Source organism: Novosphingobium sp. TCA1 (assembly GCF_009811895.1).
In the GTDB taxonomy this organism is placed as follows: Bacteria; Pseudomonadota; Alphaproteobacteria; order Sphingomonadales; family Sphingomonadaceae; genus Novosphingobium; species Novosphingobium panipatense_A.
On sequence record NZ_BLJH01000001.1, the window covers coordinates 642,129 to 655,461 of the forward strand.

A 13,333-nucleotide genomic window follows, 5' to 3' on the forward strand; every position below is an offset into this window, starting at 1 on the left:
AGGTCCAGCGATAGTGCGCCCGGACCCGCTGCCCCGCAGTGGGCCCCCTCAATGGCCGTTTTCGCGCTTCGAGTTTACTCGCGTGTATGGCGATAAGGGGTGGAAAGCGGTCATCAAACGAGCTTACGGGCAGGCGTCAAACGCTCCGCAAACGAACATCACACCCCAAGCAACGTTCACGACCAGCATGATCGCAATGTAGCAAGGCGCAAGCACTAGCCGTGTCATTGCAGGAATGCGCAGCAGATATAATCCGATGCTGCCGATCACGAGTGGCAATAGCACCGATACGAAACCATTCATTATTGGCCATTCGGGATGAGCATGCCCAGCCCATAACAATGCAGTCCACACTAATATAGGCGCAACAAAAACCAAAATGAGCGCTGAAAGGCGCCGTATATCTATCATTGAAGCGGTAGGCATGCGTGGAACTTACACGTTCTCGATTGCGAGGCAATGACCGCAATGGGGCGTGAACGGAAAGGCCGGTTTCGGCGCTGTCTCGCCTATCCCGTCCGTTCCTTCATGTAAGCCACGGTGGGATTGCGCCGGGCGAGAGGGGGGCGCCCGCGGCGGCGCTTTTCCGGTTCTGCTGCTCCTGACGATGCGGGAGCCGGGAAAAGGTGCGGTCCTTGCGAACTCCGGCACGGTTCGTTGTTGTTGCGTTTGCGCGCCGGCAACTGCTCCTGCAGCAGCTTCGCCATAGCCAGCGCTGCATCCAGGTGCTTGTTATCGACGATCGCGGCCTGATTGACCTGACGGATCTTGTCGAACACGCGGTAGGGCAGGGAGTGATCCCCGTGCCGGATCTCCAGCGCGCCGTCAGGAAACTCGCAAACTTCCACTCGCTTGCCGGCGAGCGGGCGGCTGATCTCGGTCGGCTCAAGAATGAACATCGCCTTGTTGTAATGCAGCGTCAGCGACGACGTCACCGAACGCCATTCGCGCCAGACCATCTCGGTGCGTAGATTCTCGTGCAATGCCAGCGGACGGTGAACATCGCGTTCGTCGAAAGCTGCCTTGGCGAACTTGGCATTATGCGCGGCCATGTAAACGGGCAGGAACGCGTTCGCTTCGGCTATAGTCGAGATACCTTCCAGCCTCATCGCCTTGACCAGTCGGTCCTGCAACGTCGCATTGGCGCGCTCGACGCGGCCCTTCGCCTGGGGCGAGTGCGCGCAAATGATCTCGATGTTGAGTGCCTCCAGCGCACGCCCGAAATGCGTCATGCCATCGCCTTTGGCCGAGGCTGTATTGTTGCGAAACACAGAATGCTTGTCTGAATAGAAGGCCACTGGCTTGCCGTGCGTCTCGATGTATTCCCGAGTTGCATCCATGTAGGAGAAAGTACTCTCGCTCTCGACCATCTTGAGATGCATCAGTTCGCTGGTTGCATCATCGATATAAACGAGTAGGGTGCATTGCGGCCCGCGATCCTCGAACCACCAATGCTTCGAACCGTCGATCTGGATTAGCTCGCCCCGGCAGTCCCGGCGATAGCGAGGCTGGTAAGGACGCGGGCGCCGCGCTTCGCGATCCTTCCACAGACCCGCCTCGATCATCAACCGTCGCAGCGTCTCACAAGAGACTTTGATGCCATGGCGCTCGATCAGATACTCACGCGCCAGCGTTGGTCCGAAATCCGCATAATGCTCACGAACGATGCCAAGAACACGCTCACGAAACGCATCGCTGTGTCGCCGATTGCTTGGCCGGCCGCGCTTGCGGGAAACGAGACCGGCAGCGCCTTCGGATCTTAACCGATCGAGCAACCGGAAAACCTGACGGCGCTTCAGGCCGAGTACCGTTGCCGCATCATCAACTCGGAGTTCGCCGCGCTCCACGCGCATCAACGTATCAAATCGCGAAAGTTCACCATGGCTCATCGCCAGCACCGTCATAGCTGCGTTCTCCTGACCAGCAGGAAAACCATGCCACCGACATTCCGCAGACCACACCAGGGAGTGTCATTTCTATCTAGCGGGCCGGTGTCATTTCTATCTGGGGCTTACAAACCACATAGACGATAATATATATTATGTTAATTAAAGCGCGACGCTGCCGCCTCAAGTAGTCACAACATGCCGACTTTTCAGCTCGCTCGCGTCAAGCATCATATAAAGATATCTTTATATGATGCTTGACAGGAAACCTCTGAAGGTGTTGAATGAGCCTGTCGAGGTTCCCCGCGTCAGGCATGATCGCGGGGCTAAGACGGGAAGCCGGTGGTGCCTTTTGGGGCAGAGTCCGGCGCTGCCCCCGCAACTGTAAGCGGCGAGTAGCGGTTCCATTTCGTGTCACTGGGCTTTTGCAAGAAGCTCGGGAAGGCCGGAACCGCCGCGTTGACCCGCAAGCCAGGAGACCTGCCTTCGGCGCTATAACGTTCCTCGGGCGGGGGTTCCTCCGGTGGATCGCGCTTGAAGCAGGCTTCGTGGCGTGGCGCCATGACCCGTTGTGCATGTCCAGCGCGTTCTTCCTTCGGCCCTTCGCCCGTCAACAGCAGGTGATCGGTTGATGTCTCCAATCCTTTTCCGTCTCGGCCCATACCGACGAATGCGCCCGCGCGCCGAGCCTTGGGGCTGATCGCCGCCTGACGCGGCGCGCCGCAAACCCGTTTCATCTCCGAACAGCAACGACGGACGGCGCACGCGCCGGACCGAAGGAAACCTCGCATGCCTGTAGACCACGCCGATCCCGCCCTTCCCCGCGTCGACACGGGCGCGCCGAAAGACCGATCCAATCGCGCTTCATCAGGACAGCCGATCATGACAACCAAAGATCTGACCTTCGCGATCAAAAGCATTCGCTTCGACGAGGATTATCGTCCCTCCGACAATACCCGCATCACGACGAACTTCGCCAATCTGGCCAGAGGCGACAACCGCCAGGAAAACTTGCGCAATGCCCTGAAGATGATCGACAACCGCTTCAACGACCTGGCCGATTGGGACAATCCCGATGGCAATCGCTATGGCGTGGAACTCGATATCATATCCGTCGAGATGAGTATCGGAGGCGATGCCAGCAGTAAATCGTTTCCCATGATAGAAATTCTGAAGACAGGTATTATCGATTGTGAAACCGATACCCGCATCGAAGGTATCGCTGGAAACAACTTCTCCTCCTACGTGCGCGATTACGACTTCAGCGTGGTACTGGCAGAGTACAACAGAGGCAGAACCGCGTTCGCAGCGCCGGATGGTTTTGGCACCCTTCATGGCAATCTGTTCAGGCACTTCGTGAGCTCTGACGCATACAAAGCTAATTTCAGGAAGCCCCCTGTCATCTGCCTGAGCGTATCGAGCAGCCGGACTTATCATCGGACGGAAAATCATCATCCCGTCCTAGGGGTGGAATATCGGCAGAGTGCGTTTTCCTCCACCGACGAATACTTCGGAAAGATGGGGCTGAAGGCGCGCTATTTCATGCCCAGGGGCAGCGCCGCACCCATGGCTTTCTATTTCACCGGCGACTTGCTTGGCGATTACACCAATCTTGAGTTGATCGGCACGATCAGCACGATGGAATCGTTCCAGAAGATCTACAGGCCCGAGATATACAACGCCAATGCAGCGGCGGGAAAATGCTTCCAGCCCAGCCTGAAGCACAATGACTATTCGTCTACGCTGATCGTCTATGACCGCGAAGAACGAAGCCGCCTCGCCATCGAACAGGGCAGATTCGCCGAAGAAAACTTCATCAAGCCGTATCAGGATATTCTTGCGCAATGGTCCGCAGAATACGCCCTTTGACACTGCAGAATACAAGGTTATCCATCATGAAAGTATTGTTGCCCACTTCGACCGCAGGCAGCCTGCCCAAACCGTCCTGGCTTGCTCAACCCGAGACGCTCTGGTCCCCCTGGAAATTGCAGGATCAGGAATTGATCGAAGGCAAGCAGGATGCCCTGCGCCTGGCGGTGGACGATCAGCGACAGGCGGGTATCGACATCGTCGGCGATGGCGAACAGACGCGGCAGCATTTCGTCACGACCTTCATCGAGCATCTCAGCGGTGTCGATTTCGAGAAGCGCGAGACCGTCAGGATCCGCAATCGCTACGATGCCAGCGTGCCGACGGTCGTCGGCGCGGTCGCGCGTCCGAAGTCGGTTTTTGTCGATGACGCCCGCTATCTGCGCGCGCAGACCGAGCAGCCGATCAAATGGACGCTCCCAGGCCCCATGACGATGATCGATACGCTTTACGATGCCCATTACCAGAACCGCGAAAAGCTGGCCTGGGAATTCGCCACCATCCTCAATCAGGAAGCCAGGGAACTGGAAGCCGCGGGCGTGGACATCATCCAGTTCGACGAACCGGCGTTCAACGTGTTCTTCGACGAAGCGAACGACTGGGGCATCGCCACGCTGGAGAAAGCCGCCGAAGGCCTGAAGTGCGAAACGGCGGTCCACATCTGTTACGGCTACGGCATAAAAGCGAATACCGACTGGAAGAAAACCCTGGGTTCGGAATGGAGGCAGTATGAGGAAACCTTCCCCAATCTGCAGAAGTCCAGGATCGACATCATTTCCCTGGAATGCCACCACTCCCACGTCCCGATGGACCTTATCGAGCTGATCCGGGGCAAGAAGGTGATGATCGGCGCGATCAACGTGGCTACGGACACCATCGAGACGCCCGAGGAAGTCGCCGAAACGCTGCGCAAGGCACTTCAGTTTGTAGATGCCGACAAGCTCTATCCCTCCACGAACTGCGGCATGGCGCCCCTGTCACGCCGCGTGGCGCGCGGCAAGCTGGAAGCTCTGGGTGCCGGGGCGGCGATCGTCCGCAAGGAACTCTCAGTCTGACAAGCCTTGGACGATATTTTATCTCTCGGCGATGAACGCTGAGATGGGTTCGCCCGACCAATTACCGGCACCTGCGGGTAAGCGGTCGGGCCCTCCCTTTCATTCAGGAACGTAAACCAGATTTCCGTCCGGCAGCCGGTAGGTTACACCAGCCTTGATGCCACCGCCTTTTCCCATCTTGCTGGTCGAAGTGTAGCGCTCCAGTTTCTCGCCATCCTTCACAGTAATCGTCATGTCCGCCTTGCCCGGGTTTTCAACGACGATGACATCTTTCGACTGGAACGGGTTCAGGGGATTGCGGGCGATCAGCACCATCAGGACGGCGCAGATCACCAGAAACAGGTCCACCAGATTGACGACCGAGAGGATCGGGTCGTCGGCCTCATCGTCTTCGAGAAAACGCATCAGATGGCCCCTTCGGTTTCGATGGCCCGCAGTTCCTCGAGCAGCCAGCGCCGCCGGATCGTGTAGACGAAGAAACTGATCGAGGCCGCTACCAGCGCGAGAATGACTGAGGAAAAGGCAACGACAAGGTTCTTGCCAACGGCAGCGCCGTCATTGCTGCCCAGCGCCAGCAAGGCCGGCCCCATCGGGATCATCGTCGCCACGAGGCCCAGCATCGGCGCGCTGCGTGCAACGATACGCAGCCACTCGAGGCGGCGCATGATCAGCAGTTCCAGATCGTCGCTCGCGCAGCCGGTGCGCGCACAATAGGCGGCCAGCGGACGCCCTGCCCGGCCTGCCGCCCTTGCGGCACCCTCGAAGGCGAAGCGGCCGAGGCTGACGATGGCGAAGACCAGTGCCAGCAGGATCAGCACCATGACCGGCATGAGGAACAGTCGGGACGCATCGTAAAGCGTGGATTCAAGTGCGGGCATGATTGGTCTTTCGCGAAAGGGCAGTGCGGCGCGCAGCGGCTTCGAGAGCCACGCCGATCAGGAAGAGCAGAAGGATGGCGAGAAGCGCGGGCATTTGGCCGCGCATGGCAGGTTGCTGCGGAGCCGGGCGCGTCTGCTGGCGTTCCAGCACCCGTCCCATCGGCGGAGGAGACGTCTGCGCTTTGACGACCGGCGGCGCGGATGGAGAAGATGCTGCAGGCGGGGCGGCCGCCGATGGGGCAGACGTTCCGGCGGTCAGGCCAAAGCCTGCATCCGCAAGCCGTTTCCGTGCAGCACCGTCCGAACGGGTAACCTCCCACATGAGTGCGGCGCGGCGGCGGGAAAGCGACGCACGCGTAGCCGCATCGGCTTTCCAGTACCCGCGCGACACTGCTTCCAGCATCCGGTCGACCATCTGCAACTGCGCGCCGGGATGAACCCGCGCGAAGAACTTGCCGAGACCAAGCTTGCGCGTGTCGGCAATATAAGTGTCGTGCATGGCCTGCCACTGGTCGGCGCGTACGCTGGCCGGATCGGTCACCTGCCAGCCCCAGAGGTTGTTGACGATGCCAGCCATGGCATTGGCGCCCGCATATTCCTCGTGCTGCATCGCCCCGATCCACTGCGGATTGAGATAGCGCGAGCGCAGTTCCTCGGAGATATAGCCGCCCGCGCTGGTCACCCTAGCCTCGGCCCCGCGCATGTCGGTGACGAAAAGATCGGGCGCCTTGCCGGAAACCATGCGCACGGCCAGCGACAGCCCGCCAAGATGCTCGAAGGCATGGTCGGTCGACAGCAGGCCATGGACATTGGACGAACGCATCAGCACCGCCGCATCGACGTCGCGCAATTGCTCGGCGAACAGGTCCGTCTCCTGCAGCGAGAGCCCCCAGTCGCGCGCGCCGTAGGCATGGCCGAGACGAGCGAGGTAGGGCTCTGCAAGCGCCGCTTCGTCCTTCCACGCCCCCTTCTCGTCCGTGACAACGCGGTCGGGTAGGCCGGTTCCATAATCGCCCGGCGCATTGGTGAAGATGCGCAGGCGCGAGAGTTCGCGGGCATGCTCGGGCGCAATCCCCGAAGCAACGAGACGCTTTTCCAGCGCCCGGGAATGCGCGGCAGGGCCGGTGTCCTCGTCAAGCGCGGCGACACGGTCGATGCCGTCCGCCAGGAGGCGCATGAAAACGTCGAACTGGTCGCGGTAGACACTGGTAGGCTGCATCAGCACGTCGATGCGCGGATGACCGAGCTGATCGGCAGGCACGATCTCCAGCCGTTCCACTTTGCCGCCCCGCCCCCAGACCGGACGCAGCCCGAGCGCCTGCAGGATCTGCCCTTCGCCTATGCCCAGCGTGCGGATCGTCTCACCTGAGAACATCGAGAAAGCCAGCTTGCGCGGCCACTCTCCACCGTGTTTCTCGCGGTAAGCCACCAGCAAACGGTCGAGTGCCTTGCCCCCCTCCGCATATGCCGCGGGTGTAGGCACCTTTTGCGCATCGAAAGCATAGAGGTTGCGGCCGCTGGGCACGTCCGGCTCGCGAACGGGATCGCCGCCTGGGCCGGCCCGAACGAAGCCGCCGCCAAGTCCGTGAAGGAGCGCTTCCGTCTCGCCTGGTTCGGCAAGATTGCGCTCGTAAAGCAGCGCTTTCTCTACTTGCGCACGCAAGGCCGCGTTGGAAATCGTTGCCGGGTCTTCGCCCTCGCGCAGATAGCGCTGCAGGAAGCGATAGGGGGCGCTTTCGGCAATCTGCGCGAAATCCTCGGCAAAGGCTTCGGCGGGGTCCTGACCCAACGCTTTCAGATAATCGGGTCCGAGCTGCTGCATCACCGTGGTCAGGCGCTGTGCGGGCTGTGCCGCCTCGCCGAAAGTGTGCAGGCCAAGCGGCACCGATGCCCGCGCGATCTGGTGCAAGTGGTCGTGAAGCGCAGTGTAATAACCGTCGAAGTCGCGGGCGATGGCCGCCTTGTCCCAACCGAGTTCGGCATCGAAATGGGCAGCCCGCGCCTTGGCGACAATCTCGGCGGCGACACGCTCGCGCACCGGTCCGGCGTCCAGTTGCGCATACTGATGAATCAGCGCGTGGATATCACGCAGTTCGTCGTAGAGCCCCGAGGGTGTGAACGCGGGCGTCTGGTGGCTGATGGTCACGGCGCGTCCACGCCGCCGGGCCTGGATCGCCTCGGCCACGTTGTCCTGGATGTAGGGATAGAACACCGGCACGTTGTCCAGCAGCAGCATCGGATAGTCGGCGGCCCAGAGCCCCCGGTCCTTGCCCGGCGTCCACTCCTGCGTACCATGCGTGCCGAAGTGGATGATCGCATCGGCGTGGCCGTGGGTGCGCGCCCAGAGATAGGTCGCCAGATAGCGATGGTCGGGCGGAGTGGCGGCATCGTGGTAGGACTTGGCCGGATCGCCGCCGCGCGGCGGCTGCGGCAGGATCGACAGCTTGCCGAACATAAGTCGCGGGATGAGAAACGCACCGTCACGCAGCGCCGGACTATCCTCGGGCCTGCCCCAGCGTTTGGCAACGGACTGCCGAACGGCTTCAGGCAGCGTCGCCAGCCAAGCCTTGTATTCGGCCAGCGGCAGCCGATCCGCCAACCCGCGCGCGGCAAGATCGCCCAGACTTTCCGGCCGATAGAGACCGCCGAGCATGGCCTGCCCGGCTGCTATCAGGTCCTGCTCTCCTGCCGGTGTCACCGCGTAGCCCGCCGCCGCCAGATCGCGGGTCAGGCGGGCAAGGCTGAGCGGCAGGTTGAGATTGGATGCGGCCAGATTTCGCTCGCCCACCGGGTAGTTCCAGAAGAACAGCGCAAGGTGTTTTTCCGCGGCGGGCATGCCGCGCAGAGCTGCCAGGCGCGCCAGTTTACCCGTCATCATCGCGATCTGCTCCGGGATCGGCACCGGCTCCCCGTTCTCAACCGCGCCGATGACGAGCGGGTCGGAAATGCCCCAGCTTTCCGGCACGCTGAGCATAACTGCACCGCTTGCACCGGAAATCCCTGAGGGCGCGGCACGCCACTGATCCGGGGTCATACCGCGTTCGACCAGCCCCTGAAGCACGGGGATGTCGAGCGCCTCGAACTCGGCCTTGCGGGCGTCGCCGTCCTGCATGTGCGTGAGGTTCACCAGCGCCTGCGCGTCCAAAGGGCGCAGCACCCTGGTCAGCGCCTGCGCATCGCGCTCGTCGTACCAGAAGAATACCGGCGACAGGCCACGTGCTTCGGCGCTGCGTGCGAGAGCCTCCAGCACCCCGGCCTGCATGTCCCGCACCTGCCCCTCGGAAATCGCAAAGGCGACGACCGGGCCTTGTCCGCGCGCGCCTGCCCACGCGGTGAAGCTTGCCGGATCGGCGAAAGCGGAAGGCGCCTGTGGGTGGTAGAGGCCACTGGCGGGCAAGGGCACGGGCAGCGGCAGCGTGGACAGGTCGCCGCCCGACAGCACCAGCCCCGCAGCCTTGACGAAAGCACGCAAGTTAGTTTCGCCGCCCCCTGCATAATAGCCGATCAACCGGCGCGCCACCGGTTGATCCAGTCCGCCCCATGCCGGAGGACCGCCGCCCACCTCGATCCACGGAACCCGCAGATCGGACAAGGATCCAAGCGCATTTTCGGCGGCGGCACGGTCGCTCGGGCGGGGGCCGTCGATGACGAGGAGATCGGCCCCTGCAGCGATGTCGGCACTGCCGGTCCCGCTGTCATCGACATAGCGCCATTCGATACGGTAGCCCTCCGCCTCAGCCCAATGGGCAAGGCGGAGAAACTTGGCGGCAAGCACGAATCTGGTGCTGACGATCCGCACGACCGGTCGATCGGCCGCGACCGAAATCGTCGGTGCCAGCGCCAGGAAGGCGGCGAACAGGATCAGCCAGTGCCGCATCACGTCAGAACTGCGCGCCCAGCCCGACGAAGAACACCCGCCCCGGCTCCGCATAGGTGTAAAGCGCGGAGGTTTCGGCAAGGCGCTTCTTGAACATGTTGTCGACGCCCGCCTTCACCGTAAGCCGTTCGTTCAGCGCATGGCTGACGTCCATCGACCACAGATCGTAGCCGGGAAGGCGCACCGGCACCGTGCTCTGGTAGATCGTCTGCTTGCCGATGTAGCGGCCGCGCAGACTGGCCGTGCTGCCCGACAGGAAATCCCATGCGACCTGCCACTTGGCGCTGTGGCTGGGCCGTTCGGCAAGTTCCTGATCGTTCGAGAGGTCCTGCGGGTCGACATAAGTATAGCTGGCGGAGAGCGAGAGGCTCTCCACCGGCGTCCACGCGCCGTTCAGTTCCACGCCGCGAATGCGCGCCTTGTCGACATTGACGTAAGCGCGTCGCTCGCGCCCACGGATGCCGCAACTCTCCACGCAGCCGGTCTGCACCAGCCCGTGGAGGTCATTCTGGAACAGGGTTGCTCCCAGGTGCCACCCCCGCCCGTAATAGGCCGCCCCCAATTCGTAGGCCGTGTTGGCTTCGGGCTTGAGGTCCGGGTTGCCGGTGATGATGAAGCGTCCGCCCGCCGCCACGGTGATGTAGCCGAGCGAAAGCTGCTTTAGGCTCGGCGCCTTGAACGCCTTGCCCACGCCCCCGCGCAGCACCAGCCCCTCAAGCGGCTTGAGCACCAGATAGGCACGCGGGCTGGTCTGCCAGCCATAGGCGGGATGGTGATCGAACCGGCTTCCAATGGTCAGAGTGGCGATATCGCCAAAGGCCCATTCGTCCTGCACGAACAGCGCATCGTGATTGACGCTGTCCGCGCCTGCTGTGTTGATAGTTGAATCGCGCAGATACTCGTTGCGGTGTTCCGCGCCGAGCGTCAGCCGGTTGCCGGTAAAGGCATTCAAGGTGACGCGCGCATCGGCCACGAAATCCACGCCGCGCGTCGGCTGTGTCGGCGCCTGGTCCTGATCGCGCTCGTTCCTGCGCTCCAGCAACGAACGATAGGCGCGGGCCTGAACCTCACCCCAGCCGAACCTGCCGGTATAGCTGCCGTGCGTCTGCGCGCGGGTGATGTGGTCCTGATATTCGTAATAGACCGGCACCGTGCCGGTGGTCACCGTATCCCGCGCACGGTCGTCGTCGCTAAACGCCTGCCCGATCTCGATACGGTGACCGGGCGCGGGCTTCCACCAGGCGATTACACTGCCGCTCAGTGCCACTCGGGCCTCCAGTTCGCTCTGGAGCGCGTCGGCCTCGCTCGTCGTGCGTCCCCGCCTGCGGTATTCGCCCCAGGCGACGATACCCAGCTTGTCCTCGACGATCGGGCCGCCGACAAGAGCGGAAAGCTGCGAAGTATCGCCGCCAAAGCCGTCACGAAAACCCTGTAGCGCAAAGGCGCTGGCTTCCAGGCGCTGTTCCGGCCTGCGGGTAATGACATTGACGACGCCGGCCAGCGCCTCCGACCCGTAAAGCGCAGAAAGCGGCCCGCGCACGACCTCGATCCGGTCGATGGCGATGGTTGGCACCCAGCCCAGATCGAAATCGACATGTGCCATGTTGGCCGCGGAATCGGTGATCCGGCGGCCATCCACCAGGGTCAGCAAATGCTCGTTCGACATTCCCCGGATCGAAATTCCGCGCCGTGTCATGCCCACGCCGTTGATGGTCACACCCGGCTCGTTCTCCAGCGCTTCGGCCAGATCTTGCACCGGACGGCGGCGTAGTTCCGGGCCGGTGACGACCGACATCGATGCCGGAGCCTGCGCGATCTCCTGCTCCCCCCGCGTTGCCGTGATGACGATCTCCTGACCGGAAACGGCTGCGCGGCGTTCGCTGCGAACCGTTCCGGAATCATCCTGCTCCGCCGCCTGCGCACCCTGCGCGACGGCCAGCGGCAGAGCCGCTGCGATAACCAGCTTTTTCATCAAAACCCCCGAACGTGCGACCCAGATCGCGCCGCGACGGAATGCACCCCCGGCACTTTCCGTCGCGCTGGCTTATGCCAATTGCGATTCGTGATATGTTATATCATCGACTTTGAACGTGACAATATGGCACCGATGACCGCTGCGTACAGCGCTCCCGATCCATCAAGCGCATGAACTCAGCGCACCACAGTCAGGGAGCATCGAAGCGCCGGAAGCCGCGGTTTGCGGGTCCGCATCGTCTTTCCCGGACAGGGCTGCAACATCCTCGGGGCTACGCCGTTGATACAAAGGTCTTTAAAGGAGATCCGCGTGCCTATCCGCGTCTATAAGGGCCTGATCGTTCTGCCGCTGCTGGCCCTCACCGTTGCTCTGGCGGGATGTGACAATTCCTCGCAGGCACCCGAGGCTCCGCCCTCTCCCGTCAGCATCGAGGAAGTGCGCTGGAACGAGGCGGGCCTTCGCGACTTGCGCGCCGCCATCGATGGACGTGCCGCCCATGGGCTCGACCACATGGCCTTTTCCGCAAACGGCAAGCCGGGCACCACCGAAGGCGACCGCGCCCTGACCGAGGCGGCGCTGCGCTATGCCCGGGCGCTGGCCCGCGGCGCGAGCGATCCCCGCAAGCTCTACGATATCTACACCGTCCCCCGCCCCGGCGGCGACCTGCTTCCCGCCCTCGCACAGGCGCTCAAGGCCGGGAAGCTCAAGGACTGGCTCGATGGCCTTTCCCCGCCGGGCGATGGCTATCGCAGCCTGTCCAGGGCCTATCTCTCGCTCCGCAAGTCGCAGGACGCACCCGCACCCACCATTCCTGAGAAAAGCGAGCCGCTCGATCCCGGCGCGACCGATCCCCGTATACCGCTCATTGCGCGCCAGCTCGTGGCATCCGACTATCTGGACGAAAAGGATGCACAGGGAGACCGCTACACGCCCCCCATGGTGCAGGCGGTGCGGCAGATGCAGGCCGACTTCGGGATAAAGCCGGACGGCGTGATCGGCAAGGACGCGCTGGAGATCCTCAACCTTTCCGATGCCGAACGCGCCCGTGCCATTGCCGTCGCCATGGAGCGCATGCGCTGGCTGGAGCGCCAGGCGCCGGAAACGCGCATAGACGTCAACATCGCCTCTGGCCGCCTCACGTATTGGCGCGATGGCAAGGTGGCTGATACCCGCAAGGTCGTCGTCGGCGAGCCCGAGAACGAGACGCCGCAACTGGGATCGCCGATCTACCGGCTCGTCGCCAATCCCACCTGGACGGTGCCGCGTTCGATCCAGAACAAGGAGATCGCCGGGAAAGGCAGCGCCTACCTCGCCCGCAACAACATGGCGTGGAAGAACGGATGGATCGTGCAACAGCCGGGGCCGAAGAACTCGCTCGGCCTCGTCAAGTTCGACATGAAGAACGAGCACCAGATCTACCTGCACGACACGCCCGCCAAGCTGCTGTTCCAGGAAGTGCAGCGCCAGCGCAGCCACGGCTGCGTGCGCGTGGAAGACGCGCTGGGCTTTGCCGAGATGCTGGCGCGCGACGAAGGCGTGATCGACGAATGGAACCGTGCGAGGGCAACCGGCAAGGAGACCTTCGTGCCCTTGCCGCGCGAGATTCCGGTGCGTCTGCTCTACCAGACCGTTCTGTTCGACGACAAAGGCGAGCCGGTGGTCCGCGCCGATCCTTATGGCTGGAATGAGCGCGTCGCGACTTCGCTTGGGTTTGCCGAAGGTCAGGGCCATCGCCTGAAGGGACGCGGCGGCGACGTCGGCCCGTAAGGGAACAGCGGCCCGGGCAATGGGTT

The 13,333-nt window shown here is 62.6% G+C and carries 8 protein-coding genes and 1 riboswitch; of the genes, 3 read left to right on the plus strand and 5 right to left on the minus strand.

Features of this window, described 5'->3' with window-relative positions:
• Positions 1-509: 509 nt before the first annotated feature.
• Positions 510-1,904 (minus strand): ISNCY family transposase, encoded by a 1,395-nt coding sequence (locus tag NTCA1_RS03020; RefSeq protein ID WP_159828103.1) that lies wholly within the window; start codon positions 1,902-1,904, stop codon positions 510-512.
• A gap of 261 nt (positions 1,905-2,165) precedes the next feature.
• Positions 2,166-2,389, plus strand: a riboswitch (cobalamin riboswitch).
• Between the two features lie 286 nt (positions 2,390-2,675).
• Here NTCA1_RS03020 and NTCA1_RS03025 point away from each other — a divergent pair.
• Together NTCA1_RS03025 and NTCA1_RS03030 are read left to right on the plus strand one after the other, a co-directional pair.
• Entirely contained in the window at positions 2,676-3,755 is a 1,080-nt protein-coding gene (locus NTCA1_RS03025) for a DUF1852 domain-containing protein (protein ID WP_306439267.1), read from the plus strand.
• A gap of 26 nt (positions 3,756-3,781) precedes the next feature.
• Complete coding sequence (locus tag NTCA1_RS03030) at positions 3,782-4,810, plus strand: methionine synthase (RefSeq protein ID WP_159828106.1); 1,029 nt, start codon at positions 3,782-3,784, stop codon at positions 4,808-4,810.
• A 99-nt stretch (positions 4,811-4,909) separates the two neighbouring features.
• Here NTCA1_RS03030 and NTCA1_RS03035 read toward each other — a convergent pair whose 3' ends face one another.
• Genes NTCA1_RS03035 through NTCA1_RS03050 form a run of 4 tightly spaced genes read right to left on the minus strand, consistent with a single transcriptional unit; the run spans position 4,910 to position 11,537 of the window.
• Positions 4,910-5,215 carry a DUF2149 domain-containing protein gene (locus tag NTCA1_RS03035; RefSeq protein WP_159828109.1) on the minus strand — a complete coding sequence of 102 codons (306 nt, stop codon included), beginning with the start codon at positions 5,213-5,215 and terminating at the stop codon, positions 4,910-4,912.
• Positions 5,215-5,688: a MotA/TolQ/ExbB proton channel family protein gene (locus NTCA1_RS03040; RefSeq protein ID WP_159828112.1), complete on the minus strand. Its 474-nt coding sequence runs from the start codon at positions 5,686-5,688 to the stop codon at positions 5,215-5,217. Before NTCA1_RS03040 ends, NTCA1_RS03035 begins: the two co-directional genes overlap by 1 nt.
• On the minus strand, positions 5,675-9,565 hold the full coding sequence (gene cobN / locus NTCA1_RS03045; RefSeq protein ID WP_159828309.1) for a cobaltochelatase subunit CobN: 3,891 nt from the start codon (positions 9,563-9,565) through the stop codon (positions 5,675-5,677). Before cobN ends, NTCA1_RS03040 begins: the two co-directional genes overlap by 14 nt.
• A gap of 4 nt (positions 9,566-9,569) precedes the next feature.
• Entirely contained in the window at positions 9,570-11,537 is a 1,968-nt protein-coding gene (locus NTCA1_RS03050) for a TonB-dependent receptor domain-containing protein (RefSeq protein ID WP_159828115.1), read from the minus strand.
• A 312-nt stretch (positions 11,538-11,849) separates the two neighbouring features.
• Between NTCA1_RS03050 and NTCA1_RS03055 the strand changes: the two genes are divergently transcribed.
• Positions 11,850-13,307, plus strand: coding sequence for a L,D-transpeptidase family protein (locus tag NTCA1_RS03055; RefSeq protein ID WP_236549060.1), 1,458 nt, complete (start codon positions 11,850-11,852; stop codon positions 13,305-13,307).
• Positions 13,308-13,333: the final 26 nt, after the last annotated feature.